The sequence below is a fragment of the Nocardia noduli genome (assembly GCF_019038455.1).
GTDB lineage: Bacteria > Actinomycetota > Actinomycetes > Mycobacteriales > Mycobacteriaceae > Nocardia > Nocardia noduli.
The window spans coordinates 23551-49889 of record NZ_JAFMPL010000019.1; the positions used below are offsets into that span (position 1 = coordinate 23551).

The window sequence follows — 26339 nt, forward strand, 5'->3', positions numbered from 1 at the left end:
GAATGTTTGCCGATTGTTGGCTATACGATCGGTGTCGATGTGGACCCGCATGCTCGTTCCGCCCGCGATCATCGCGTTCGGTATCGCGGCCGCGGGCGCGACCGGCTGCTCCGCGGGCTCGCAGGGCCCCGTTCCCGCCGCCGACGCCTTCGTCGCCGCGTTCGCCGACCACGATGTCGATCGGGCCGCGCGCCTCACCACCGTCCCCGAAAAGGCCGCTGCCGCAATGGATTCGGCCTGGACGAAATTGCAGGCCGAATCCATGACCGCCGAGACCGGCGCGGCCAGGGTCAGTGACGACACCGCGACCGTCGAATACACCTACGAGTGGAAACTGCCCAAGAATCGGATCTGGCGCTACACCGGTCAATTGCAGATGGGGCGCAGCGACGGTCGCTGGGTGGTGCGCTGGGCGTCCTCGGATATCCATCCCCGCCTCGGTGATACCCAGACCATGGTGCTGCGCGCGAATCCGGCGCCACGCGCGCGCGTCAACGAATCCTCCGGCAGTGATGTGATGGTGCCGGGCAAGGTCACCCGGGTGGCGTTCCGGCCCGCGACCGCGACGGACGGGAATTCGGTGTCGAACGCGTTGGCGGCGGCGCTGTTCCGTTTCGACGAGCGGTTGACCCCCGAGAACATCCTGCGCTCCGCGCGCGCCGCCGACGGCACCTATACGGTGGCGCTGCTCAACGAAGTCGAATACGGCGAGGTCGGCGCCCAGTTGCTCGGTCTATCCGGCGTGACGCTGACCCAGGAATGGGATCTGGTACCCACCGAGCGTGGGTTCGCTCCCGATCTGCTCGCGCAGGTGCGCAAGACGGTGATCGAGGAGGTGGACGGCAAGGCGGGGTGGAGCGTGGTCACCATGAACTCCAACGGCGTCGACACCGACGTGCTGAAAGAGGTTCCGTCCCAGCCCGCCCCGTCGTTCGCGCTCAGTATCGACCGGTTCGTGCAGGCGGCGGCGCAGCGGGCCGTCGACGTGCCCACCGAGCAGACCATGATGGTGGTGCTGAAACCCTCCACCGGCGCGGTGCTCGCCGTGGCCCAGAACAAGGCGGCCGACCGTGACGGTCCGGTGGCGACGATCGGGCAGTATCCGCCGGGTTCGGTCTTCAAGACCGTGACCGCCGCCGCGGCCATGTCGACCGGTCTGGCCACCCCGGACACCATCCTGCCGTGTCCGAGCCGAATCACGATCGGTGAGCGCACCATCCCCAACTACAACCTGTTCGGCGTCGGCAGCGTGCCGATGGCGACCGCCTACGAACGTTCCTGCAACACCTCCTTCGCCGAACTCGCCAGCGAATTGCCCGGCTCCGCTCTGCACGACACCGCCGCCAAACTCGGGGTCGGTCCCGGCTATTCCGTGGTCGGGTTGCCGACCGCGACGGGTTCGGTGCCGCCCGCCGACGATCTGGTGCAGCGCGCGGAGGACGGAATCGGGCAGGGCAAGGTGGTGGTGAGCCCGTTCGGCATGGCGGTGATGGCCGCGACGATCGCCAAGGGCACCGCGCCGGTGCCGTATCTGATCGCCGGTCGGCCCACCGTCGTCGACGGTGATCGGGCCGCGCTCACCCCGGAGGTCATCGACGGATTGCGGCTGATGATGCGCAAGGTCGTCACCGGCGGTACGGCCGAACGGATCGTCGATCAGGGCGAGGTGTACGGCAAGACGGGGGAAGCCGAGGTCGAAGGCGGATCGCATTCGTGGTTCGTCGGCTACCGCGGCGATATCGCCTTCGCCACGCTGCTGGTCAGGGGCGGCAGTTCCGACAACGCGGTGGGCGTGACCCGGGATATGTTCGCGATGCTGCCGCCGGACTACTGATCGAGTCCTGGAGTCTCAGGCCCGGCGCAGCGTGGCCGCGAGGTGGTGGGTCAACGGTTCGCCGACCGCGGCCATGCGCAGGGTGTAGTCGATGGTGTCGCCCGCGAGGGTGAACGACCGGCCCAGCGCGGTGACCAGCTTCGCGGTGCTGCTGCGCCCGATGCTGGTCGAATCGAATTCCATCCGCAGCGAGCCGTCACTGACGACGAGCCCGCCTTCGCAGATCTCGGTGATCCCCGTCGGGTGGGCCAGGATCAATTCGACGTGGTCGGGGCTCGGGCAGCGCAGGTAACCGGTTTCGGCGTGCATCGGTCTGCTGCCGTCGGCGGCGCGGGTGCGCTGCCGATAGGTGAGGAAGGGGCGGCCGAGGTGGCCGAACCGCACTTCCTCCAGGTAGTCGAAGGATTCGATGGTCGGGTACACACCGTGCCCGCCACCGCGCCAGATGCCGAGCAGCGGCGCCAGCGGTGCGATATCCGGATGGGGGGCGACGGACGGTTGAGGTACCACGCGCGAGAGCATACTGCGCATGGCCGCCCGGGTCGCCCCCTGAACGCGGAGTCGGCCGAACCTGTCCGTTTTATCGGATTACTCGGACCGCTCCCCGCCCGTCCTCGCCGCCCAGCTCCGCGACCAGGTCCAGAGCGGTCGCATGGCCGCGGCGAGTTCGGTGCCCGCCGCCGTCAGTTCGTAGACCTTGCCGGGGGTTTTCACAATCAACCCCGAGGTCTGGAGATTGTGCAGGCGGACCGAGAGCACACTCGACGAGCACTGCCCCATGCGGCGACGCAACTCCAGGAACCCCAGCGGCGCCGGTTCCAACTCCCAGAGCACGCGCATCATCCACCGCTGGCCCAGCAGTTCCATGACCGCCAGCACCGGTTCGTCGGCCGGGTCGGCACGGCCCCTCGGCGGTTTGGCTCCGCTTGCGCTTCTCATTTCGAACTACGATAGTGATTCTGATTCAGAAGCATTGACATGGGTCGACCGACGACAGGAGGGCCGAGGGTGGATACGACGGACAGCACGGGACGGCGGATCGTCCTGATCACGGGAGCTTCCAGGGGGATCGGCGCGGAAACGGCGCGCGTTCTCGCGGCGCGCGGCGACCACGTCGTCATCAACTATCGGGAGAAGCGCAAACGCGCCGACGACCTCGCCGCGCGGATCGCGGCGGCGGGCGGCAGCGCGTCGGTCGCGGGCGCCGATATCGCCGAACCCGACGCCGCGCGCAGCCTGATCGACCGGGTCGTGGCCGAATTCGGCGGTTTGGATGTACTGGTCCTCAATGCCTCGGGCGGGCTGGAACGCGACGCGGCCCCCGGATACGCGATGGCGATCAATCGCGACGCGCAGCGGCGATTGGTGCGAACGGCGTTGCCGTTCCTACGATCCGGCGGCCGGGTCGTCTTCGTCACCAGCCATCAGGCCCACTTCCACGGGCGCAAACCGGTGCCCGCCGACTACGAGCCCATCGCGGCGAGCAAACGCGCGGGCGAGGACGAACTGCGCGCGATGATCCCGCGACTGGCCGCGCACGGTGTCGATCTGTGCGTGGTGTCGGGGGACATGATCGACGGCACCATCATCGTCCGACTGCTGGAGCGCAGGAATCCGGACGCGGTGTCGGCGCGCAAGGAACACGGCGAACTGCCGACCGTGGCCGAATTCGCCGCCGCCGTGGCCGCCGCGACCGAAGGCGTCGCGGAGTCGGGGCACACCGTATACGTCGGCGGACCCGACTACCTGGCACTTTCCGCTACCTGACGCTCGAGCGTCCCATACCTCGAATTCCCGCGATTCGTGGTTCCGACGGGGCGGACATGGGGGACGAACGGGTTGTCCGCTGGGTTTCCGGTACGCGTTCGGTCACATTTAGGAGACGATTTGTTGATGTCGGAGACCGATGAACGGGCGACGCGGGCGATGAGTGGTACCGGCGATCATTGGCTGGTGCCGGGCAAGGAAATGGTTGTCGCGGTGTGCGGTGGGTTGACCCACGACGGTCATCCGATGCTGGACGCCGCGGGCCAACTCGCGCGTCTGCACGAGATCCGTGAGCGCACACCACTGTCCGAGGCCGCGGGGATCGATCGGCGGCGGCTACAACTGGTGCGCAGCATCGACCGATGGATGACGTTGACGACCCCGGTTCCCTATCACGAGGTCGGCACCTTCGACGCGACGGTCGGGCAGGTGGTCGACCGGCTGGCCGAACGCGTCACCCAGGTCTGCGTGACGTTGGCCTACGCGCCGGATTCGGTGGTCGACACCGCGTGGTCGCGAGTCTACGAATTGGCCGACGCCTACCAGGATCTGGTGGACGGCCTGTGCGCGGGCACCCATCGGGTCCCGGACGCCTGCTAGCGACCGCGTCCGAAGATCCGCATGCCGCGTCCCTTCTTCCGGGGAAGGGTCGCGTAGACCATGGTCATATCGGCGAAGACCTCGGCCTCCTGTTCGCGTTCGACGCCGAATTCGCCACGGCCGAGCGCGTGCTGGATCGACAGCGACGGGAGCAGGGCCGCGAGCGTCGTCGGCAACGGCGCGGTCGGCTCGTCCTCGGATCTCCCGTGGCCGAGCAGCATATGGCCGATCTCGTGCAGGATGATGTGGTCGGCATTGCGTTCGGTGGCGTCGGCGTCGTAGACGATGATGTCGTCGTGATTGCGGGCGATCCACAGCCCTTTGCCGCGACAACCCCGCTCCGCGAGCATTTCCGAGGGAACCCGGCGCAGCGAGATCGAGCGTCCGCGATGGGCCGCGACCGCGGCGAGATAGGCGTTCACATTCCAGGGATAGGGGAGGGGCACCGCCCGGGTCGCGTCACCGATGCGTGCTTCCATGCTGGTCATCCGGGCCCACCTTACCCATCCGGTTGCGCGGCGTCATCTCCGCATTTCGGACATGACCGCCGCGCCGCGCCGGGCCGTTCGGTCATTCCTCCCGTTCGGATTCCGGTATCGGAACCGCCTCGGCGGCAGGTCTTTCGCCGTGCGAAACCCGGATCACCAGGTAGTTCACCACCCACAGGGCAGCGCCGATGGCGAGCAGAATCCCCGCGATGACGTACTGATCGGTATTGCGATCCGTCCACGGCGTCACGAGAAATCCGCAGGTGATCGCGCCGACCACGGGCAGCGCCGTCGGCGTGCGGAAATGCTTGTGCTCGACGGTGTCCCGGCGCAGCACCAGCACCGCCACGTTCACGATGGTGAAGACGGTGAGCAGCAGCAGTGCCGTGGTTCCGCCGAGTTCGGGCACCTCGCCGACGAACAGGATCAGTCCCAGCGCCAGCACCGTGGTGAACGCGATGGCCAGATGCGGTGTGCGGCGGGAGGCGTGCACCGCGCCGAGCGGACGCGGGATGACGCCCTGGCGTGCCATGCCGTAGAGCAGGCGGCTGGCCATCAGCATATTGATCAGGGCCGAATTGGCGACGGCGAACATGGTGATGAACGCGAAGATATGCGTCGGAAAACCCGGTGCTCCCGCTTCGACGACTTTCAGTAGGGGCGTATCGCCCTGTCCGAGTTCCTCGGCGGGGACCAGCGCGATCGCGGTGATCGAGACCACGACGTAGATCAGGCCGGTGAGCAGTAGTCCCGCCAGCAGGACTTTGGGGAAGATCCGGCTCGGTTCCTTGCACTCCTCGGCCATGTTCACCGAATCCTCGAAGCCGACCATCGCGTAGAAGGCCAGCGTGGTGGCGACGATGACGCCGCCGAGCGCGCTGCGGTCACCGGTGTCGAATTCGACGATGCGCCCGAAATCGCCGTTGCCGAAACCGAGCGCCCACAGTCCGATGACGATGACGATCAGCAACCCGCTCAATTCGACGCAGGTGAGCACCACATTGAGTTTCACGCCCTCGGCGACGCCGCGCAGATTGATCGCCGCCACGACGAGGATGAAGGCGAGCGCGACGAGGGTGACGCCGATCCCGGTGCTCAGATCGAACTCGAAGGCCTCGGCGAAATTCGCGGCGAAGGCGCGTGACGCGGTGGCGGCCGAGGTGATACCCGAACTCATCACGGTGAAGGCGACCATGAAGGTGAGGAAGTGGACGCCGAACGCCTTGTGCGTATAGAGCGCGGCGCCCGCGGCGTGCGGATATTTCGTCACCAGCTCGAGGTAGCTGAACCCGGTGACCAGCGCGACCAGGAACGCGACGAGGAACGGCACCCACACCGCCCCGCCCACCTGATTGGCCACCTTGCCGGTGAGTGCGTAGATGCCGGTGCCGAGGATGTCGCCGATGATGAACAGCAACAGCAGCCCCGGGCCCATCACCCGTTTCAGTTCCGGTTCGGGCGTGGTTCCCGAACCGGCGGTCACGTCGGCCATACGGTGTCTCCTACAGGTCGTGAACAGATTGTGGGGATACCCATTTCTCTCGCAAACCAGTCGCGGTCGGTGACCGCACGCGCAACGAAACCGTCTCGGCGTGAACCGCTCCCGTCTCTGTCGCGTTCCTCCGAAGATCAGCGCATTCTCCGGCATCTCGCCTCCGGGTGATCCACCGGATGCCGGGACGTCTCTCGGACAGGATGGGAAGGTGCAGATGACCAGTGATCAGCGTGCCGGGCCGCGGCTTCCGGCGGTGGCGCAATGGTGGGTGCTGGCCAGCCGGTTGATCAGGCAGTCGGTCCGCAACGGTGAGGTGCTGACGGCCGTCGCGGCGCCGACGGTGTTCACCATCGGGTTCTACGTCCCGCTGAACACGGTGATGAACCTGTACGGGCACGGACTGAGCAGTTACGCGCAGTTCCTGATGCCGATGATCGTCATGCAATCGGTGGCGTTCTGCGCCTCGGCGGCGGCGTTCCGTGCCGCGACGGACGCGCGGGACGGGCTCAACGCGCGTTTCGGATCGCTGCCGATGCCCTTGGCGCTGCCGTTGACAGCCCGGCTGACCGCTGCCACCTATCGCGGGGGGCTCGCGCTAGCGGCCGCGGTGGTGTGCGGGTTCGTCATCGGGGTGCGCTTCTACGGGACGGCGGCGGACACGCTGGGATTCCTGGCGTTCGCGCTGTTCATCGCGCTGACGTTCTCTCTCGGCGCGGATGTGATCGGCACATTGTCGAAGAGTCCGGAGGCGACCACCCAGTTGCTGATCATGCCCCAGCTCATCCTCGGCATGGTCTCGACCGGATTCGCCCCGGCCGAACAGTTTCCCTCCTGGTTGCAGGGGTTCGCGCGCAACCAGCCGATCTCCCAGTTCGTCTACGCCCTTCGGGCGCTGGCGGGTGATCCGTCCGGTAACGCGGGCGTGGTCAGCTGGGAGGTGCTCGGACCCGGGTTGGCCTGGGCGTGCGGCCTGCTGGTCGCGTTCGCCGGATGGGCCGCCGTCATCGTGATGCGGAGGTCGGGATGACAGTGACATCGCAGATGCCGAGGGCCTCCGGACCGACGGAGACCTTGCGCCTGGTGGTGCCGCAGACGCTGATCCAGACGCAGCGGCTGCTGCTGCGCTGGTGGCGCGATCCGCTCACCGTCGTCCAGTCGCTGATCTTTCCCGCGCTGCTGCTGGTCATGTTGAATACGGTCCTCGGCAAGCAGATCTCGGCGGCGTCGGGGATGAACGCGCTCTACGGGTCGGTGCCGATGGTCGCCCTGGTCGGGGTGATGTCGGGATCTCTCGCCGGTGCGGTGACGCTCGGACGCGAACGCGACGACGGGCTGCTCGCCCGATTCTGGGTGCTACCGGTGCACCGCGCGTCGGGACTCGCCGCGCGGATCCTGGCCGAAGGCGTCAGGATCCTGCTGTGCACGGCGGTCATGTTCGCGGTGGGCACCGCGCTCGGCTTCCGATTCGAGCAGGGTTTCCTCGCGGGCGTCGCGCTGTTCGGCGTGCCGTTGATGTTCGGTTTGGGATTCGCGACTCTCGTCACGGCCGTAGCCACCTATTCCGCCAAGGCCGCCCTGGTCGAGGCCATCTCGCTCGGATCGTCGCTGCTGATGTTCTTCAGCACCGGATTCGTGCCGCTGGCCGCCTACCCGGGATGGGCGCAGCCGATCGTCGCGAACCAGCCGATGAGCCATGCCATCGACGCGATGCGCGGGTTGTCGGCGGGCGGTCCGGTGCGTGGGCCGCTGTTGGCTACCACGGCGTGGTCGCTCGGCACGATCGTGGTGTTCGCGATCCCGGCGGTATTCGGCTACCGGCGTGCCAGTCGCGCCTGAGGCTCAGCCCCTGCGCTCCCTGTCCTGCGCGACCTTCTCGATATGGGCGATGGAATCGCGCGGGCTCAACGCCATCGCACGCAGTTGGTCGAAGATCACACCGAAGCGCCGGATCTCGAGGTGACCCTCGATCAGCGCGTCGCCCGTGATCCCTTCGACATACACCAGTTCGGGGTCGTCAGGTTGGGGGAAATCGAGGAGTGTGAACGATCCGAGCATGCCGGGGTGCGCACCTGCTTCGAACGGAAGTATTTGCAGGATAATGTTATTCATCTTGCTGTGTTCGATGAGCTGCTTCAGCTGGCCCTGCATGACCTCGTGCCCGCCGACGACCCGGCGGATAGCGGCCTCGTCGAGCACCACCCACAGCTCCAAGGGCTCGGCCTTGGTGAGCACGCTGCCTCGGCTCATTCGCGCCGACACCTTACTCTCGGTGACGGCCGCCTCGAGTTTCGGCATCGAAGTATCGATGACGGCGCTCGCGTATTGCGGGGTCTGTAGGAGACCGGGAATGTAGGAGGTCTCGTAGTGCCGCGCGGACAGTGCCGCGGACTCGAAATTGATGTACGCGGAGTAGACCTCGGACAAATTCTCTTCGTAAGGCCGGGACATCCCGGGTTTCTGCGCGTCCGAGAGCAGGTCCATGACGTATCGGCGCTTGTCCGGGTCGATTGCGTACAGGTCGAGAAGTGTCATCAGGGTGCGCCGTTGCGGGCGGGCCTGCGCCTGCTCGATCCGGTACAGGGTGGTGACATTGATACCGGTCCGGCCGCTGACCTCTTCCTTGCTGAGCCCGACGCCGTCGCGCATCTCGGTCAGCAAAGCGGCCAAGCGGCGTAGACCGGCGGTGAGAACGGTGCGCTTGCCTGCCATGCCGCCAATCCTTTCACCTCGCGCGGTATTCGGGCCGGAAATCGGGTCGGCACCTGGGCGCTCGGATATCGGGTCAGGTCTGCGGCATCGGCAGCGGGACGACGACGCCGAACGGCAGCGTGATGCTCGGCTGATGGGTGGCGGGCGGTGCGGGTTGTTCCTGCTCGTGCGGCTGCTGCTCCTCGAGGCGGAACGGCGGCTGCTCGGGTGCGCGCACGGCGGGTGGATCGACGGGGTCGGGCCGGACCGGGGCACAGAGGATTCCGCATTCGACGGTGACGCCGGGCATGGTCACCAGCGGCGGCGTCGCGCGGACCGGTGCGCTGGTCTCGGTCATCGGTTCCAGCGGAAGCGGGCGATCGGCCCGTACGGCGCGGGTCGCGAGCACGTCCGGCCCCGGCGCGGGTGACATCGTGCCCGGCGTGACGAGATCGGGGGCGATGGTGACCCGGCTCGGCGCGCCACCGGTCCGGTAGGCCGCCGACCAGCTCAGTACGTCCGCGGCGTAGGACCTCGAATTGTTGTAGCGCAGGACCGCTCGCGATTCCTGGGCTGGATCGCGCAGATCGAGATCGCCCGAGCACAGGTACTGCCCGGCGCCGAGCGCGGCGTCGAAGACGTTGTGCGGGTCCCGAATTCGGTCGCCGTTGCCGTCGGCGGCGTAGTGATCCCAGGTTCCGGGCAGGAATTGCATCGGCCCGAGCGCGCGCACGTACCCGCCGCCGGGGGCGGCGATGATCTCGTTGGCCGGCAGCGTGCCGTCCAGCGCGGGGCCGAGGATCGGCTGCGTCGTGGTGCCCGCCTCATCGGTGCGCCCGCCGAAAGCGTGCCCGGATTCGATCCGTCCGATGCCGGCGAGGAGGTTCCAGGTCAGTCCGCAGCCGGGTTTCGATGATGCCAACGCGAGTTCGGCATTGCGATAGGCCGCGAGCACGATCTCCGGAATACCCAGCGCCCCGGTGTTTTCGGACAGGGCGATCTCGTGCAGCGAGACGGCGGTTCCCGTCGGTGTCCGGTCGTCGGCGGGGGCTATCGCGTGCAGGGTGCGCGGCGAGTACGGCACCGCGGGCAGCAGTCCGACGGCGGTATCCGCCGATCCCTCCGGCGCGGCGGCCGCGGTCGCCGCCGTGGCCGCGATGTCGCGGGGCGCCGAAATCACCGTCGCGGGTACGGAACCCGAGACGACGACGCCGACCGCGATCAGGGTCGACGCGGTGATCGGGGCGGATAAACGCATGCGGCCACACCTATCCCGACGTCGCGGGCTCGCGGCGTGACCGTGTCCGGTCGGACGCCGTCCCGGACGACGCCGTCCAGAGAACAAGAACAGTCAGTAACATATCGCATAATCAGTCCATGTAGATAGCTTGTGCTTGAGCGAAGCCCTGATCACATGGTTCGTGCGGGTTCGGCGTCGCGATGCGGGTTCGGATTACCGACCGGTCGGGTCTGATTAGCTGAATATCTGCTATAGCTATTCGGCAATCTGAAACATTGCGCAACAATTCCTCGTGTTCGGTTTTCGCATGACGGAAGAGATTCCGCTCGCATCGAATTTCCCTGCCTCTAGCTCGGTTTATTCGATTCGGTGCCGTTTTCATATCGCAATCAATCCATTCGGGCTCGCCACGCGAATAGAGATTGCTGAATGTTGACTGAGTGAGAGAGGTTGGACGTCGACGTGGTGCTTGACCTGAAAGTGGCGGTAGTGGGCGCGGGATTCGGTGGGATCGGTATGGGGGTGGCGCTGAAGCGGGCCGGATACGAGGATTTCGTCATCCTCGAGAAGGGCGACCGGGTCGGCGGTGTGTGGCGGGAGAACACCTATCCCGGCTGTGACTGTGATGTGCCCTCACATCTCTACTCGTTCTCCTTCGCCCCGTATCGCAGTGCGAAGCAACGGTATCCGGGCCAGGAACAGATACTGTCGTACCTGCGTCAGGTCGCCGACGACCACGGCCTCACCCCGCATCTGCGGTTGAACTCGGCGCTGTCGCGCGCGACCTATCTCGATGATCTCGCGCGCTGGGAACTCACCACCACCGACGGCGAGACGATCCGCGCCGACGTCGTGATCTTCGCGCTCGGCCAGCTGCACCGGCCCTACATCCCGACTATCCCGGGGCGGGATCTGTTCGCGGGTCCGGCATTCCACACCGCGAGATGGGATCACCACCGGGATCTGCGTGGCCGCGATATCGCGGTGATCGGCACCGGCTCCAGCGCGGTGCAGTTGCTGCCCCAGATCGCGCGGATCGCCGGGCGCGTGCACGTCTACCAGCGCACGCCGCAGTGGCTGCTGCCCAAACCCGCACGCGAATTCGGTCCGGTGTCGCGACTGGCGCTGCACGTGCCCGGCGCGCATCAGGTCTACCGCAGGGCATTGCACCGGGGCGCGGACACCCTGCTCGCGCCGATCATGCATCGCGGCTGGTCGGCGCGGCCCGCGCAATGGTTCGCGCGCGCGTACCTGCATCGCCGGGTCACCGATCCGGGGCTGCGCGCGGCGGTGACGCCGGACTACCCGATCGGTGGCAAACGGATCATCTTCGACAATGCCTACTACGCGACGCTGGCCCGCCACAACGTCAAACTCGTCACCGACCCCATCCAGCGCATCGTCGCCGACGGTGTCGAGACCGTCGACGGCGCGCACCGCCGCGCGGATATCCTCATCTACGCCACCGGCTTTCGGGCCGCGGAGTTCATGGTGCCGATCTCGGTCCGCGGTCGCGGCGGACAGGTGCTCCAGGAACAGTGGTCCGACGGTGCGGACGCCTTCATGGGATTGGCCGTGCCCGGATACCCGAACGCGTTCCTCATCGCCGGACCGAATTCCTTCACACCCGCGGGGAGCAATCCCACCATGAAGGAGTACCAGATCGGCTACATCATGGAATGCCTGCGCTGGCGCGAGGAGATCGGCGCTCCCGCGATCGAGGTCGGCGCGACGGCGATGGCGCGGTACCGCACCTGGTTACAGGGGGCGATGGCGAAGACGATCTGGTCCGGTTCGGTCGACAGCTGGTTCAAACACGCCAACGGCCGCGTGGTCAATCCGTGGCCGGGGACGACGCGGAGTTTCGCGCGCATGCTCGCGCATCATCCGGCGGACGCGTTCACCGTGGTCCCGGCCGGTGCGGGCATCGCGTCGAACGCGAGGGCGGATGCCGAGCAGAGCGACCGCCGGTCCTAGCCATCGGTACCACGTCGGCGTGGACGGCCGAACGGTTTCGCCCCCGGTGCGCGGTACGCGCGCCCGGGGGCGAAACGGCGCGCGGTCAGGCCTTGCGCTGTGCCGAGGAGCGGGCCGGATTGGCCTGTTCGGCGGCTTTGGGGTCGAGTTCGTCCTGTTTGTCCCTGACCCCGGCCTCGATCCGGTCACCGAGATCCTTGTCGACATTGCGCCAGTACTCGAACGCGCGTCCCAGCACCGGTTCGCTCACGCCATTGAGCAGATGGCCGACGATATTGTCCACCAGTCGCTGTCTGGCCGGGTCGTCGAGCACATCGCGCACCATGGTGCCCGCTTGGCCCCAGTCGTCGTCCTCGGCGCGGACCGTATAGGCCTGCCTGACCATCTCCCCGTCGGTATGCCACCCGACGGGCGGCCCCGACACCTGGGGATCGGCGTGCGGACCGCCCTTGGAATTGGGGACGTAGACCGGATCGCCGGGATTGTGATGGCGCATCGCCCCGTCCTTGGAATACGAACGGACCGTGGTGGCGTGCGGCGAGTTGACCGGAAGTTCCTTGTAGTTCACACCGATCCGATGGCGGTGCGCGTCCGGATACGAGAACCAGCGCCCGAGCAACATCTTGTCCGGACTCGGGCCGGTGCCCGGCACGGAATTACTCGGTTCGAACGCGGCCTGCTCGATCTCGGTGTGATAGTCGGCCGGATTGCGATTCAACGTCATCCTGCCGACCTCGATCAGCGGGTAGTCGCTGTGCGGCCAGACCTTGGTCAGGTCGAAGGGATTGAACCGGTAGGTCTTCGCGTCGTCGAACGGCATGATCTGCATGTTCAGCGTCCAACTCGGATGGTCGCCGCGATCGATCGCCTCCCACAGATCCCTGGTGTGGTAATCGGTATCGATCGAGGCCATCTGGTCGGCCTCGTCCTGGGTGAAGAACTCGATGCCCTGATCGGTCTTGAAATGGTATTTGACCCAGAAACGCTCGTTCGCGGCGTTGTACCAGAGGTAGGTGTGGCTGGAATAGCCGTTCATGTGCCGCCAGGTGCGCGGAATGCCGCGATCGCCCATCAACCAGGTGACCTGGTGCGCGGATTCCGGTGACAGCGTCCAGAAATCCCATTGCATATCGTGGTCGCGCAGGTTGTTGTCGGCCCGTCGTTTCTGCGAACGGATGAAATCCTGGAATTTCATGGGGTCGCGCACGAAGAAGATCGGCGTGTTGTTGCCGACCATGTCGAAATTGCCCTGTTCGGTGTAGAACTTCAGCGCGAAGCCGCGCGGATCGCGCCAGGTATCGGGGCTGCCGCGCTCACCCGCCACCGTCGAGAAGCGCGCGAGTACCTCGGTCTTCTTACCGGGCTGGAACAGATCGGCCCTGGTGTAGGCGCTGACATCCGCAGTCACCTCGAAGGTGCCGAAGGCGCCGCCGCCTTTGGCGTGCGGTTGCCGCTCGGGCACCCGCTCCCGGTTGAAGGCGGCCATCTTCTCGATGAGATAGGCGTCGTTCAACAGGATCGGGCCGTCGGGCCCCACCGTGAGTGAATGTTCGTCGCTCGGTACCGGAATACCCGCGTCATCGGTGGTGAAATTCGACATCTTGCTCCCTTCTACCTCAGGTAGCCGGGAGATCGAGCCGTAGCTCGCGTCCGGCCGTGACAGTTGCCGCCTACCCCCGCCTCGAGCGGTGAAACCGGCCGCCGCGCTCAGACGCATCCCTCCAGCGTCGCGCGCGAGAGTTCGGCGATGACATCGGTGACCTCCCCGCGGGCTCGCATCGCCCGCAGTTGCCTGCGGGCGCCGTTACCCCTGCTGTGGAGCGCCGCGATCGCCTCGGCGACGAAGTCGTGGTCGCCGGTGTCGCGCAACGCGGGTTCGATCTGTTCGACGAGATCGGCCAGTAGTTCGCGATGCGGCCTGACACGACCGGTCACCGGGTCGAGCCCGTCACCGTCGAGTCCGGAGTGGGCGGCTTTCCAGTAGGCGGCGCGCAGGACTTCGGCGGGGACCGCGGGCGCGCGGACCCCGCGAACTATGGAACGCAACCCCATCGTCACCGTCGCCCGGATCAACGCCGCCAGCAGGGCCGATTCCTCGGCGGTCGCCGGAACGTCGCTGACACGCACCTCGACGGTGGGAAACGTCTCCGAGGGACGGATATCCCAATACACCATCTTGTTGTCGAGAATGCTGCCGCTGGCCCGCATCATCGCCACCATCGACTCGTATTCGGTGGCGGAGCCGAAATACGGCGGCGGCCCCGCGCTCGGCCAGCGCCGCCACAGGATGCTGCGCCAGCTGGCGTAGCCGGTATCGCGGCCCCGGTAGATGGCCGAGTTGGCCGTCGTCGCGAGCAGGACGGGCAACCACGGGCGGACGTAGTTGCCGACGAGTACCGCCGTCTCGCGATTCGGGACACCGACGTGGACGTGGCATCCGCACAGGCCCTGTTCGTGGGCGAGCATGCCGTAGGCGTGCTCGATCCGCCGATACCGCGGGGTGTCGGTCACCGGAAAGTGTTCGGGGACGGTCGGGGGGATGGCCACCGCGATCAGCCGCGCGTCGTTGTCCTCGGCGCAGTCCGCGACCGTGCGGCGCTGCTCGCGCAGTTCATCGAGCAGCGCCGGGATCCGCGTGTGCACGCTCGTGCTGGTCTCCACCTGACAGCGGGTCAGTTCCAGTTGCAGCGCGATCCCCGCCTGTTTCGCCGCGTCGGCCACCGCCAGGTTCTTGGCGGCGGGTGCGCCGGTGACCGGGTCCGCCAGCAGGAACTCCTCCTCGACGCCGACGGTCGGTGCGGCTGCGTCCATGCCTGTAGGCTACGCCGCTTTCATGCCTGTTCGGCTATAACGGCTGGTCGAAAGCGTGCCGTCGGGGATCGTCGCGGGCACCTCGCCGCCGGGGCCGCGCCTGTAAGGATTCCGTAGGAAAACTCCTAGCTCCAATGGATTTGATTCACAGGTACGAACACCACAGTGGGGTTCGCCTCGACCGGGGATTCGCTCCCGGAAGGTCGCACGGATGCCGATACGAGATCCGGATCCGATGGAGAAAAGGAGAAGACAGTGCCGACGATGTTTCCGACTTCCGTCACGGTGGCGAGCCAGGACACCACGCAGGATTACACCCGTTTCGGGTGGACGGTCGCGGCGACGGCCAACGGCGCCTGCCTGATCACCGACGACCGGGTCGCCGGGATCGAACTGACGGGGGAGTTGGCCGCGAATGTGCGCCGCTTCCTGCGTGCGAACAATCTGTCCGGTCCGGTGATCGAGATCCCGGGCGCGCAGCGTCGTGAAATCCATCTCGTCACCGGCCTGAAGCGGGTCGACGGGGCGATCGCGGCACTGCGGAACGCGGGAGCTGTCGTTCACAGCGACGGCGCCGGTGTCCCGCTGCCGCCGAGCGCCCTGTCGACCGGGGCCCTCACCTGGGGGATCGCCCCCGCCGAGGCCCGCTGGATGCCGCCGCTGGTCGCCGTCGCGGCGGCTGTGCGCGCGGCCTCGCGCCGGGCGCGGATCGTCGGCATCGCCTGCTGAGAAGTGTCGTGTCGGCGACGCTCGTGACTCGCGACACCCCGGTTTCGGCTCGGTGAGGCCGGGTAGTTCGGTCCGTGAGTACGGCGAAAGCGTCGCGACACGAGAAAGGCGTGAACGATGACCAAACCGATCACGAGCACACTCGACCAGGAACAGCAGCGGATCGCCGGCGAGGCATTGCAGGCCACGGTGGTGGATCTGATCGACCTGACCCTGATCGCCAAGCAGGCACACTGGACCGTCATCGGCCGCAACTTCCGCTCGGTCCACCTCGCATTGGACGAATTGGTGGTCGTGGCACGGGAATTCACCGACAGCAGCGCGGAACGCGCCACCGCGATCGGTATCAGCCCCGACGGTCGCGCCCAGACGGTGTCGACGGATTCCGGTGCGCTCGGCATCGGCGCGGGCTGGCAGCAGGACACCGACGTGATCGACTCCGTGGTCGGCAATCTCGGCGCGGTCATCGCGCGACTGCGCGACCGCATCGAGGCGACCGAGAAGGCCGATCCGGTCACCCAGGATCTCTTCATCGAGATCGCGGCGCGGCTGGAACAACTGCACTGGATGTGGCAGGCACAGCTCGCCACCGTGTAGCTCTCGCGTGAGCAGAGCGGACCGTCCGCCGTCGACCGAGCGTCGACGGCGGACTTGTGCGCGGGCAGGAGCTTTCGGGTAGTGGGCATCGGCGACACGGATCGCCTCGTCGGTTCGAGGCGAGGTCTATACGGTCACCGCAGGGCTTCGAGCTTGTCGGACAGCGTTTCCAGCCCTTCCACCGCGACCGGGCCCGGGCCGGTGTAGCCGAACGGGACGGCGACGACGCGGTCGGCGCGGATCGCGTCGATACCGGCCAACTCCGGTCGGTTCCGCAGGGCGGCGCGGGCGGAGTCGGGGGTCTGATCGCCCTGGGTCAGCAGGATCACGATTTCGGGGTCGCGCTCGATCAAAGTTTCGGTGTTCGCGCCGAAACCGCGTTGGGCGACATCGCCGAAGATATTGGTCAGTCCGAGGATCTCCATCTGGGTGTCGACCGTGCTGGTGCCGCCGTAGGCGTTGAGGGTCGATCCGTCGCGGGAGAGTATCAGCGCGGCCGCCGGGCGCTTACGCTGTTGCGGGGTGTGTTTCGCGGTGACGGTCGCGACTCGCGCGCGCAGTGCGGCGACTTCGTCGGCCGCGGCGCGCTCGGTGCCGAAAAGCCTGCCGTAGAGCTCGATATCGGCGAACACGTCGTCGAAGGAGCCCGCCGCGTCCTTGCAGTATCCGCGGGTCACGATCAGCGGGATGCGCGCGGCCGCGAGGTCGTTCGGGGTGACGGCGGCGCCCTCGAAACTCACTACGACGTCGGGAGTCCGGGCGATGATCTCCTCGCGCGCGAGTTCCGCGGTGGGAGCGACGAATTCGGCGTGCGCGAGCCGGTCGGTATACGCGCCGGGGAAGGGGGCGGTCTCGAAAGTGCGGGCGATCACCCGGTCGGCGGCGCCCGCGGCGGCGATCATCGGCGCCGCGATCGAGCCGACCGTGACGACACGCCGTGGCGCGGCCTCGAAGGTGACGTCGCGACCGCAACTCGAGATCGTCAGCGGGAAACCGGTTTCCGGGTGCGCCGTGGTACGCGCGGTCGATCCGCCACAGGCGGTGAGGCCGACGAGCGCGGCCAGCGCGACGGGCATGACGGTGAATCGGTGCGGAGTTCTCATGGTTGGTCGGATTCTCTCTCTGACAGGGGATTAGGAGGTGACGGTGCGGAGTCGCCGGATGAGGAGCAGCAGCATGGGCGCTCCGACGACGGCGGTGACGATGCCCAGCGGCAGTTCGCGTGGCGCGAACGCGGTGCGCGCCACGACATCGGCGGCGACCAGGAAGATCGCGCCGATCAGCGCGGACACCGGGATCAGCCTGCGGTGCGCGCTTCCGACACACAGCCGGGCGACGTGCGGGATGATCAGCCCGACGAAACCGATCGTGCCCGCCACCGCGACCACCGCGCCGACGCCGAGTGCCACCAGGCCGAGCGCGTACACGCGCAACCGGATGGGTGCGAAGCCGAGGGTTCTCGCGGTGTCGTCGCCGATGGCGAGCGCGTCGAACCGGGTGCCGAGCAGGAACAGCGCGCCGAGGGTCACGGCCACGGCGACGGCGGTGACACCGGTCGAGGTCCACGCGGCCGACCCGAGCGATCCGAGCAGCCAGAAGAGTACGGCGCGCGCGCCTTCGGGGGAGTCGGAGGCGAAGATCAGGAAACTCGTGGCCGCGGAGAAGATGTAGCCGATGGTGACCCCGCCCAGCAGCAGTCGCAGCGAGGTCATCTGTCCGTTGATCCTGGCGATGGTGAACAGCAGGGCGGTGGCGATCAGCGCCCCGAGGAACGCGCTGGAGGCGAGTGCGCCGGTGACCACCGTGGCGGTCGAGCCGAACAGCAGGCAGACGGCCGCTCCGGTGGACGCTCCGGAGGTGACGCCGAGGATATGCGGATCGGCGAGCGCGTTGCGGACGATGGTCTGGAGGACGACACCGCTGACCGCCAGCGCCGCGCCGACGCAGGCGCCGAGCAGGACGCGCGGCGCGCGCACCAGCCAGACGATCGAATCCTGGGCGGTGGACCATTCCACATCGCCGGATCGGCCGAGCAGATGGTGGACGACGATCCGAGCGACCGTCGGCGGTGGCACCGAGACCGGCCCGATCCCTGTCGCGACGACGATCGTCACGCACAGTAGCGCGGTGAGCCCGCCGATCCACGTCGCCGTGATCCACCGCTTCCCTGGCTGCGCCAGATCGTCCACCTCGGTCGGTGCGACGGTCGCGGTCACGGTGTGAGAACCTCTCCGGCGCAAGTGGTTACGATGTCCTCGACACTCGCCGTCCTCGGCCCGAACAGCAGCTGAATCGCGCCGAACGCCGTCGAACGCGCCACGGTGATCTGGTAGACGGGTTCGAGTACGTCCGGGGTGAGGACGTCGTCCACCGGGCCCGCCGCGGCGATTCGACCCCGGTCGAGCAGGACCAGGCTGTCGCAGTACCTGGCCGCGAGGTTCAGGTCGTGCAGGACGACCACGGTGGTGACATCCAGATCGTGGACCAGGCCCAGGAGTTCGTGCTGGTAGCGGATATCGAGGTGATTGGTCGGCTCGTCGAGCAGGATGTGGTCGGCCCGCTGGGCGAGGGCGCGGGCGATCAGCACCCGCTGGCGCTCACCGCCCGACAGCGAGGCGAACGGACGTTCGGCGAGCGTACGCACCCCGACCCGGCGCATCGCGGCGGCCGCGGTGACGCGATCCGACCGCGAATACCCTTGCAGCGCACCGGCCCACGGCGAACGGCCGAGCAGGACCATCTCGGCGACCGTGATCGGTGTGTCCGCCGAGGATTCCTGCGTCACCACCGCGAGGCGGCTCGCGATATCGCGTCCCCGCAGGTCGGCGACCGGAGTGCCGTCGATGGCGACGACACCGGTACGTGGCCGCAGGGCCCGGTAGATCAAGCGCAAAAGTGTCGACTTGCCCGAACCGTTGGGACCGATGAGCCCGAGGGTGGTGCCGGGTTCGGCCACCAAGCCGATTCCCGACAGCACGAGGGTGCCGTCGTAGTCGAAATGGACGTCATCGAGGGTGATCACGCGACAACCTCGACGGCGGTCGCGCCCCGCCGTCGGGCCACGACATGCAGGCGGTCGCCGTCGAGTGCGTCGCCGAGTACACCGTCACCCGGCCACGCCGGTTCGGTGAGCGGTCCGGGTCGATCGAACAGCGCGAGAACCTCGAATCCGCTCAGGTCGAGCAGGTATCGCAGCTCCCGGGGGAACAGCAGACGCCACGCGGTGTCCTGGGCGACCGGTGTGCCGCAACCGTCCCAGGTCCAGACACGGCGCCTGCGCAGCAGTTGCGCGGGCAGGTCGATCGACAGCGATGTGCGCGAGGTGTAGTCGACGCCTTCCCACGCGATCGTGCGGACCGATTCGTGGTCGAGCAGTTCGCGCCGCCCCCGGTCGGTGAGCAGGAACGCGCCGTTGCGCATCTCGAGGATCAGCACGCCGCCGGGGCGCAGGCACGCGGCGAACCGGGTGAGGGCCGCGACGATATCGGCGGTGTCGTGCAGGTGTAGCAGGGTGCTGCCGAGACAGGTCACCACATCGACCGGTGCGGCGACCACGATGTCGCGCGCGTCGCCGACCGTCACGGTCAGATCGGGGTATTTCGCGCGGGCATAGGCCACCATCCGCGCGGAGATGTCGACGGCGCTCACCGCATAGCCGAGGTCGGCCAGCCGGGCGGCGTCGCGTCCGGTACCGGCCCCGATATCGAGCAATCGCCTCGAATCCGTCGCGGTGTCGGCGAATCGCGTCACCAGGTCGTGGACGAAACGCGCGTTGCGTTCGCCGTTGTCGGGGAAGGTTCGTTCGTAGAGCGCGGGATTGTCGGTCAGCAGGTTCTCACCCGCGAGCACCGGATCAGCGCTGGTCGGTGTCATCGTCGGAATCACCTTTCACGAGTACTGTGCGCGGGCCGGGCGCGCCGTCGGGGGTGGGCAGCGCGCCGCGCCGGTGCAGGACCGTCACGGCCGCGGCGGAGAGCGAACCCGTCGCGGCGCACAGCAGCGCGGGCCACCAGGCGAGCGGTCCGCCGAAGCGATCGACGGCCGCGCCGACGGCGGAGGTGAGCGTCACGGTGAACACGCCCGCGACGAGATAGAATGCGCCGTAGTAGGTTCCGGTCAGTCGCGGGCCGCTGAATCGCGGGATCAGTTCGTTGACGAACGGTTGCACCGTCATGACGCCGACGGCCAGGATCGACGCGGCGAGCGCGACCGGCGCGACCGACACGATCGTATAAAGTGCTCCGCCGGTGCCGGATTCGAGGACACGCGACGCGATCGGCGGGACGAGGAAGGCCGCGCCCATCGTCGCCATACCCGTCGCCATGGCGGGTCCGCGCGCCCGGGTGCCGAACGCCCGGGTGATACGGACCTGGAGCAGGAGAATGGTGATCGTCTCGGTGAGGAACAGTGCCGCCACCGCGATCGCCGCACCGCCCGCTCCCGCCGCCCGGCGCGCCTGCAAGGTCAGGAGGAAATAGATCTGGCTCTGCAACGCGAACATGCCCATCAACGCGAGCGCGAAAGCCACGAACACGCGATGGGTGAGGACGGTGACCATATCGCCCGCCACGGTCGTCGTGCCGCGCGCGACCGGACGATCGGGCAGCAGGAGGAGTTGGGCGACGGTGAGCGCCAGGAAGATTCCCGCCGCCACCACGGCGGTGAGCCGAAAACCGATCGAGACCAGGACGGTGCCGACGACGGGGCCGAGCGCCGACCCGATATTGCCGAAGATGTTGAACAGCGCGAAGGCGTCCGCCGCGCGGTCGTCGCTGTCGAGGGCGATATAGGAGCGGACCGCCGGATTGAACAGCGCCCCGGCGAACCCGGTGAGCACGGCGGCGAGCAGCACGACCGTGACGGACCCGCCCACCGCGAACAGCCCGAACCCGGCCGCGCGGACGGCCGCGCCCACGACGATCACCCGGCGCGCGCCGAGCCGATCGGCCGCCGACCCGCCGACCAGGAACAAGCCCTGCTGGCTCAGATTGCGCACCCCGAGCACAACGCCCACGGTCGCGGCGGACAACGCCAGATCGTGTAGCAGGTAGTCGGCGAGAAACGGGATGAGCAGATAGAACCCGGTATTACCCGCCAACTGGTTGACCAGGAGTAAGCGCACCGACGGCGGGAACGTCCGGAACAACGCCAGCGTGTTCACGCGGCTTCCCGTCGGCGGATTCCGAGTCCGGGCCCGGCGGGACGGCGCAGGACACCGTCGACATCGCCGAGCCCGCACCACGGATCGGCGGCGATGAGCAGATGTCCGTCCAGGTCGATCCATCGTGCGGCGCCGCTCAGATGCGCGGCGGGGGCGATACCGAGCGAGGTCGACACCTGGCAGCCGAGCATCACCTCGACACCCGAGCGCCGCGCCCAGTCGATCATCGAGGCGGCCGCGTCCAGGCCGCCGCATTCGGCCAGTTTGATATTGATTCCGGCCAAAGTGGTCGGCAGTGCCGCCAACTGTTCGACCGAACCCGCGTCCTCGTCGGCGATCACCGGCATCGGGACCGCGCGCGCGACGGCGTCGAGGTCGTCGAGCCGTCCCGTGGGCACGGGTTGTTCCACCGCGGCGATCCCGGCGTCGGCGAGTTCGGTGAGAACCCGCACGGCGGTCTCGGCGTCCCATGCTCCGTTCGGGTCGAGTATCAGCGTGGCGGTCGGAGCTGCCGCCCTGACCGCGCGGACCCTGGCGATATCGGCGGCGGGATCGCGTTCGCCGAGTTTGAGTTTGAGCACGGAGAAACCGGCGTCGATCAGCCGTCGGGTCGAGCGAACCGTGGTTTCGATGGCCCCGATGCCGAGCGTGTAGGCGGTGGGCGCCGAATCCCAGTGCGGCATACCGAGATAGGCGCTCAACGGTTGTCCGGCCCGGGTGGCGAGATGGTCGTGCACCGCGATATCGACGGCCGCCGCCACGGGCAGCGCGTCGGCCAGGCGGGCGCGAAGGGCGGGCAGGGCCGCGCGCAGAGCTTCCGGGTCGCCCACGCCCGCCGCCCACGCGGCGGTGTCCGCGAGCGCCCGACCGATCGTCGCGACGGTGATTCCCAGACGCGGGCTGGTGACGACTTCGCCCCGGCCGGAGACGCCGTCGTGCGACAGGGTGACGCATACGGCGTCGCGTTCGGACATGGTGGCGCGCGAGATGCGCAGCGGTTCGGTGAGTTCGATACGCGTCGTCGTCCATTCGAATCTCATGCCGATACCCGCGCTGTCGCCGGATCGCGGACGACGCGGCAGCGCGCCCAGCCCTGTGCCTCGGATTCGTCGGGGTCGCCGAATTCGACGGGTTCGGTACGCGGCGCCTCGAGCAGGCCGCGCTCGGCGCACCAGTCGTCGTCGTAGATGGTGCGCAGATATCGGTGCGGTCCGTCCGGGAAGACGGTCAGCACCCGCGATCCCGGTTCGCGGCGCGACACCCAGTCGGAGACGAGCGCGGCGGCGCCGGTGCTCCAGCCGCCCCCGAGGCAGGTACGAGCGGCGAGGTCGCGGCAGGCAGCGACCGATTCGGTCGGGCCGACCCAGTGCACCTCGTCGAAATCGGCGTAGGCGACGTTGCGCGGCAGGATACTGCTGCCGAGGCCGCGCATCACCCGGCTGCGCGCGGGCTGGCCGAAGATCCGCGAGCCGACCGCGTCGACGCCGACGACGCGCAGTCGCGGCCAGTACCGGCGCAGCGCCCGGGTCAGGCCCGCGGAGTGACCGCCCGAACCGACGGTGACGACGAGCACGTCCATCGGTTCGGTCTGGTCGAGAATCTCGCGGGCCATGTCGAGATAGCCGAGCGCGTTGTCGGGGTTGTTGTACTGGTCGGGCCAGTACGCGCCGGGTGTCGCCGCGCGCAGGACCGCGAGCCGATCGAGGCGGGCGCGTTGCCAGCCGCCCTCGGGATGCGGATGCTCGGCGACGGCGAGGGCGACGCCGTAGCGGCCGAACAGCGTCCGCATATCCGGCTCGAGTTCCGCGTCGACGACGAGTGTGACCGGATGGCCGAGCGCACGCCCCGCCAGTGCCAGTCCCACACCCAGTGTGCCGCTGGTCGATTCGATGATCGGCGCGCCGGGCGCGAGTTCCCCGCGATCGATGGCGGCCAGCAGCATGGACGCGGCGGCGCGCGCCTTCATGCCGCCCACCCCCGCGGATTCTATTTTCGCCCAGTAGTTTCCGGACTCGGTCGGGATCGGGGTGACCGGTGTCCCGCCGATCAGTCGGAGCAGTCCGGATCGACCGCCGTGTGGCTCTACCGTGCGCACGTGGACTCCGAAAGGTCGTAGTGGATATGAGTGCTCGGGCCGCCGTCGAGGGAGAAGAACGGATACGGTTCGGCCGATATCGCCGTGACGGCGTCGTCTCCGAGGAACCACGGCAGTACCGCGCTGCCGGTCTGCGCGAACATCACCAGGGGCATGCCGTGGCGGCCCGCGTGCTCGAGCAGAGGATCGAAACTGCCGTTGACCAGCGTCATCCCGGTGACGAGCATGGCGTCGTAGGGGGTGGTGATCGCCTCGGTGGACCTCAGGACGGGTTCGTCCCATTCGGTCGTCCCGCCCGCGCGGTCGCACGGGATGTAACCGATTCCCCGCGCGCGCAATTCGGCGAGCAGGGAGTTGACGACACCGACCACGAGCACGGTCCGGATGCCCCGCGTGGGCAGCAGGTCGACGACCGTGCGGGCCCGGTTCCGCGATTTGATCAGTGACGACGCGCCGTCGACCACGATCGTCCGGCCCGTTCGTCCCGCCGCCGAGGGATGCGGGTGCCGGTGCATGAGGTAGCCGTCGAGTGCCGCGATCCTCACCGCGGGAACGGCGTGGTCGAGCAGTGCGGCCACCGTCGCGCCGACACAGTCGGAGACGATCTCCGCGTGGTCGACGCGCCGATCGGGTTCGAGTCCGCACGAGCCGACCGCGGAACCGACACGCACACTGATGATCTCGTTGCGATAGCGCTGTGTCCGGCCCGCGTGCCTGGTGCGGTGCACGGTGAGGAACGCGCTCGCGACCGTGACCGTCTCCGGCGGCGGGCCGAGCACGCCCGCCCGGACCAGGTCGATGAGTTCGGCGACCGAGCGCGGCCGTCGTCCGGTCGCGGGGGTGTCCGCGGCCGTCATGTCCGGGTACCGGGATCGTGATAGGCGACGCGTAGTCCGGCGATCGACCGCTGGGCGAGTTCGCTCGCTGCGCGCGGCTTCTCGTCGACGACCATGACGTAGCCGAGGTATTCGTTGTTGTTGTCGGCGACGCGCACGTTCCTGCCCGCCGCGGCGAGGTGATGATCGACGATCCGGTCGTCGGAGGACCACTCGCCCGCACCGAGGATGGATTCCAGTCGCCCGGCGCGCTCGGGTACCAGGAAGGCGATGGCCGCGCTGCCGATTTCGGTGTCGACCGGTGCGAGGACGGGTTCGATCCCGGCGGCCAGATCCGCGTGGACCGCCGCGAGATCGATACCGGTGACCCGGCGCACCAATTCGGTGATCCGATTGCCCGCCGGTCGCGGATTGACCTCGACCAGGCGTGGACCCCGCGCGGTCACGACGACCTCGGTGTGGGCGACCGTGCCGTCGAGTCCGAGCGCCTCGATCGCGGCGACGGCGACCGCGCCGATGACCGCCGACTGCTCGGGGTCGGTCGCGGCGGGGAACATGTGCCCGGCCTCGATGAAGCAGTCCGAACCCACCACGTATTTGTCGGTGATGCCGACGACGGTGGTCCGGCCGCGGTGGGTGACGGTCTCGACGCTGTATTCGGGACCGTCGAGACATTCCTCGACCAGGATCTCGGGCGCGCGGACCTGCCCGCGCGCGTTGACGGGGAATCCCGCGATGGCCTCGACCGCGTCGCGCAACCGGTCGACGTTCTCGACGCGGCGTACGAACATCCCACCGCAGAGGTCGACCGGTTTGACGACGACCGGATAGCCGATCTCCGCCGCCGAGGCGGCGATCTCCTCCCAGGTCGCCGCCACCGCGAAGACCGGGCCGGGAACCCCGGCGGCCGAACAGATCCGGCGGGTCACCGCCTTGTCGCACGCCCCGCGCATCGCGTCGCGGGTCGGTCCGGGGAGTCCGAGATCGGCGGCGATCGCGGCGACGGTGGGTAGGTAGTAGTCACACGACGACAGCACCCCGTCGAAATCGAGAGCCCGGTGCAGGCGGCGCGCCAGGGGGACCAGGGCCGATTCGTCGTTGGTCTCGGCGGTCAGGATATTCGCCGCGCCGAGCAGTGGATGGCGAGTGTCGGGCGTCGCCCGCAGGTAGTGCCCGAGGTCGCGGGTCAGGAAGCTGAACCGGTGTCCGCGGTCGTCGATGCCGTGCGGGAGCAGGGTGCTCATCGACCCGACCCAGCTCTCCACCATCAGTAGGTGCCCCACGGGGTCTCCACATCGTTGATCGTCGTGAAGTACTGCGCGGCGGCCATGATCGCGACCGGTCCGGTCACGAGCAGTTGCCCGGCGACCGTGCCGAGTGCGCCGACCGCGACGATTCCGCCGAGGCAGCCGACCGCGGCGGCGGGGACGAAGGGGCCGAACAGGCCGACGATCGTCGCGGCGGCGACGGTGGCCCCCGCGATGCCGCCGAGTACGCAGCCCACCGCCGCGCCCGCGAGCCCGCCGGTGAGGGTGCCGATGGTCGCGCCCATCGAGATGGTGCTGGTCATCCGGCTCCACGCCGCCTGTTCCCGGTCGTACTCGTTCTTCCACGGCGCCTTGTCCTCGTACGGCAGGGCGACCGGGCGGTACGTCGCGTGCGCGAGGTCGAACCTCGGCGTCAGCGTCGCGGTGTCGCCGGCGATGTCGGCGGCGATCGGGAAGACGAAATCGTCGACGCGGAAGGACAGTTCGGCGCCCGCGAGCACGGATCCGTCCGCCGCCCTGATCGTGAATATTCCGTTCTCGGCGGCCATCGAGCCGGAATCGGTGGTGATGACGGTCGCGGTCGAGGTGGTGTCGGCTCGATACGAGACCGCGTCGGTGGGCGTCGCGTCGGCGGTCGCGTGGCCGAATGTCATTGCGGTGATCAGCAGTACCGCGCCCACGATCGGGGCGGGGGCGGTTTTCCTCATCGGCATGTGCGGGTTCCTCATCGATCGGTGGATCTGGCGAGTGCGC

General features: G+C 68.1%; 26 protein-coding genes. 8 read left to right on the forward strand and 18 right to left on the reverse strand.

Annotation, left to right across the window (positions count from 1 at the left end; all coding sequences use genetic code 11):
• Positions 1–37: 37 nt before the first annotated feature.
• Positions 38–1834: a penicillin-binding transpeptidase domain-containing protein gene (locus JZ792_RS13990; RefSeq protein WP_216910784.1), complete on the forward strand. Its 1797-nt coding sequence runs from the start codon at positions 38–40 to the stop codon at positions 1832–1834.
• Positions 1835–1849: 15 nt separating this feature from the next.
• Here JZ792_RS13990 and JZ792_RS13995 read toward each other — a convergent pair whose 3' ends face one another.
• Positions 1850–2356, reverse strand: coding sequence for a peroxynitrite isomerase (locus JZ792_RS13995; RefSeq protein WP_216910906.1), 507 nt, complete (start codon positions 2354–2356; stop codon positions 1850–1852).
• A 66-nt stretch (positions 2357–2422) separates the two neighbouring features.
• Complete coding sequence (locus JZ792_RS14000) at positions 2423–2773, reverse strand: winged helix-turn-helix transcriptional regulator (protein WP_216910786.1); 351 nt, start codon at positions 2771–2773, stop codon at positions 2423–2425.
• 69 nt (positions 2774–2842) lie between these two features.
• Here JZ792_RS14000 and JZ792_RS14005 point away from each other — a divergent pair, with 69 nt between their 5' ends.
• Together JZ792_RS14005 and JZ792_RS14010 are read left to right on the forward strand one after the other, a co-directional pair.
• Positions 2843–3601 (forward strand): SDR family oxidoreductase, encoded by a 759-nt coding sequence (locus JZ792_RS14005; RefSeq protein ID WP_308165292.1) that lies wholly within the window; start codon positions 2843–2845, stop codon positions 3599–3601.
• A gap of 126 nt (positions 3602–3727) precedes the next feature.
• The gene (locus JZ792_RS14010; RefSeq protein ID WP_254189789.1) at positions 3728–4201 is read left to right on the forward strand and encodes a hypothetical protein; all 474 of its coding nucleotides are present in this window, start codon (positions 3728–3730) and stop codon (positions 4199–4201) included.
• Here the strand turns inward: JZ792_RS14010 and JZ792_RS14015 are convergent.
• Together JZ792_RS14015 and JZ792_RS14020 are read right to left on the reverse strand one after the other, a co-directional pair.
• On the reverse strand, positions 4198–4689 hold the full coding sequence (locus tag JZ792_RS14015; protein WP_216910790.1) for an ImmA/IrrE family metallo-endopeptidase: 492 nt from the start codon (positions 4687–4689) through the stop codon (positions 4198–4200). The genes JZ792_RS14010 and JZ792_RS14015 overlap by 4 nt on opposite strands.
• An 82-nt stretch (positions 4690–4771) precedes the next feature.
• Entirely contained in the window at positions 4772–6181 is a 1410-nt protein-coding gene (locus JZ792_RS14020; RefSeq protein ID WP_216910792.1) for an APC family permease, read from the reverse strand.
• Positions 6182–6398: 217 nt separating this feature from the next.
• Here JZ792_RS14020 and JZ792_RS14025 point away from each other — a divergent pair, with 217 nt between their 5' ends.
• On the forward strand, positions 6399–7211 hold the full coding sequence (locus tag JZ792_RS14025; RefSeq protein ID WP_216910794.1) for an ABC transporter permease: 813 nt from the start codon (positions 6399–6401) through the stop codon (positions 7209–7211).
• Positions 7208–8020 (forward strand): ABC transporter permease, encoded by an 813-nt coding sequence (locus tag JZ792_RS14030; protein ID WP_109529608.1) that lies wholly within the window; start codon positions 7208–7210, stop codon positions 8018–8020. Before JZ792_RS14025 ends, JZ792_RS14030 begins: the two co-directional genes overlap by 4 nt.
• 3 nt (positions 8021–8023) lie before the next feature.
• Here the strand turns inward: JZ792_RS14030 and JZ792_RS14035 are convergent, their stop codons facing one another.
• Together JZ792_RS14035 and JZ792_RS14040 are read right to left on the reverse strand one after the other, a co-directional pair.
• Positions 8024–8893, reverse strand: coding sequence for a helix-turn-helix domain-containing protein (locus tag JZ792_RS14035; protein ID WP_216910796.1), 870 nt, complete (start codon positions 8891–8893; stop codon positions 8024–8026).
• A gap of 73 nt (positions 8894–8966) precedes the next feature.
• On the reverse strand, positions 8967–10130 hold the full coding sequence (locus JZ792_RS14040; protein WP_216910798.1) for a lytic transglycosylase domain-containing protein: 1164 nt from the start codon (positions 10128–10130) through the stop codon (positions 8967–8969).
• Positions 10131–10574: 444 nt separating this feature from the next.
• On the opposite strand from JZ792_RS14040, the gene JZ792_RS14045 reads away from it, so the two are divergent.
• A complete protein-coding gene (locus JZ792_RS14045) occupies positions 10575–12089 on the forward strand; it encodes a flavin-containing monooxygenase (RefSeq protein ID WP_308165293.1) in 1515 nt (504 codons plus the stop codon).
• An 85-nt stretch (positions 12090–12174) separates the two neighbouring features.
• Here the strand turns inward: JZ792_RS14045 and JZ792_RS14050 are convergent, their stop codons facing one another.
• Both JZ792_RS14050 and JZ792_RS14055 read right to left on the reverse strand, forming a co-directional pair.
• Positions 12175–13689 (reverse strand): catalase, encoded by a 1515-nt coding sequence (locus tag JZ792_RS14050; protein ID WP_216910800.1) that lies wholly within the window; start codon positions 13687–13689, stop codon positions 12175–12177.
• 107 nt (positions 13690–13796) lie between these two features.
• Complete coding sequence (locus tag JZ792_RS14055) at positions 13797–14900, reverse strand: glutamate--cysteine ligase 2 (RefSeq protein WP_216910802.1); 1104 nt, start codon at positions 14898–14900, stop codon at positions 13797–13799.
• Between the two features lie 264 nt (positions 14901–15164).
• Here JZ792_RS14055 and JZ792_RS14060 point away from each other — a divergent pair, with 264 nt between their 5' ends.
• Both JZ792_RS14060 and JZ792_RS14065 read left to right on the forward strand, forming a co-directional pair.
• Complete coding sequence (locus JZ792_RS14060) at positions 15165–15629, forward strand: hypothetical protein (RefSeq protein WP_254189790.1); 465 nt, start codon at positions 15165–15167, stop codon at positions 15627–15629.
• A gap of 117 nt (positions 15630–15746) precedes the next feature.
• The gene (locus JZ792_RS14065) at positions 15747–16226 is read left to right on the forward strand and encodes a Dps family protein (RefSeq protein WP_216910806.1); all 480 of its coding nucleotides are present in this window, start codon (positions 15747–15749) and stop codon (positions 16224–16226) included.
• 134 nt (positions 16227–16360) lie between these two features.
• Here the strand turns inward: JZ792_RS14065 and JZ792_RS14070 are convergent, their stop codons facing one another.
• Genes JZ792_RS14070 through JZ792_RS14115 form a run of 10 tightly spaced genes read right to left on the reverse strand, consistent with a single transcriptional unit; the run spans position 16361 to position 26293 of the window.
• Positions 16361–17329 carry an ABC transporter substrate-binding protein gene (locus JZ792_RS14070; RefSeq protein WP_216910808.1) on the reverse strand — a complete coding sequence of 323 codons (969 nt, stop codon included), beginning with the start codon at positions 17327–17329 and terminating at the stop codon, positions 16361–16363.
• A gap of 30 nt (positions 17330–17359) precedes the next feature.
• A complete protein-coding gene (locus tag JZ792_RS14075) occupies positions 17360–18442 on the reverse strand; it encodes a FecCD family ABC transporter permease (RefSeq protein WP_216910810.1) in 1083 nt (360 codons plus the stop codon).
• Complete coding sequence (locus tag JZ792_RS14080; RefSeq protein ID WP_216910812.1) at positions 18439–19248, reverse strand: ABC transporter ATP-binding protein; 810 nt, start codon at positions 19246–19248, stop codon at positions 18439–18441. The genes JZ792_RS14075 and JZ792_RS14080 overlap by 4 nt, the downstream gene beginning before the upstream one ends.
• A complete protein-coding gene (locus JZ792_RS14085; RefSeq protein ID WP_216910814.1) occupies positions 19245–20099 on the reverse strand; it encodes a class I SAM-dependent methyltransferase in 855 nt (284 codons plus the stop codon). The genes JZ792_RS14080 and JZ792_RS14085 overlap by 4 nt, the downstream gene beginning before the upstream one ends.
• Entirely contained in the window at positions 20080–21387 is a 1308-nt protein-coding gene (locus tag JZ792_RS14090; RefSeq protein ID WP_216910928.1) for an MFS transporter, read from the reverse strand. The genes JZ792_RS14085 and JZ792_RS14090 overlap by 20 nt, the downstream gene beginning before the upstream one ends.
• On the reverse strand, positions 21384–22427 hold the full coding sequence (locus JZ792_RS14095) for a dipeptide epimerase (RefSeq protein ID WP_216910816.1): 1044 nt from the start codon (positions 22425–22427) through the stop codon (positions 21384–21386). Before JZ792_RS14095 ends, JZ792_RS14090 begins: the two co-directional genes overlap by 4 nt.
• Positions 22424–23482, reverse strand: coding sequence for a PLP-dependent cysteine synthase family protein (locus JZ792_RS14100; protein WP_216910818.1), 1059 nt, complete (start codon positions 23480–23482; stop codon positions 22424–22426). The genes JZ792_RS14095 and JZ792_RS14100 overlap by 4 nt, the downstream gene beginning before the upstream one ends.
• Positions 23470–24339 carry a Rossmann-like domain-containing protein gene (locus JZ792_RS14105; protein ID WP_216910820.1) on the reverse strand — a complete coding sequence of 290 codons (870 nt, stop codon included), beginning with the start codon at positions 24337–24339 and terminating at the stop codon, positions 23470–23472. Before JZ792_RS14105 ends, JZ792_RS14100 begins: the two co-directional genes overlap by 13 nt.
• A complete protein-coding gene (locus JZ792_RS14110; protein ID WP_216910822.1) occupies positions 24336–25601 on the reverse strand; it encodes an ATP-grasp domain-containing protein in 1266 nt (421 codons plus the stop codon). Before JZ792_RS14110 ends, JZ792_RS14105 begins: the two co-directional genes overlap by 4 nt.
• The gene (locus JZ792_RS14115; RefSeq protein WP_216910912.1) at positions 25586–26293 is read right to left on the reverse strand and encodes a DUF8020 domain-containing protein; all 708 of its coding nucleotides are present in this window, start codon (positions 26291–26293) and stop codon (positions 25586–25588) included. Before JZ792_RS14115 ends, JZ792_RS14110 begins: the two co-directional genes overlap by 16 nt.
• Positions 26294–26339: the final 46 nt, after the last annotated feature.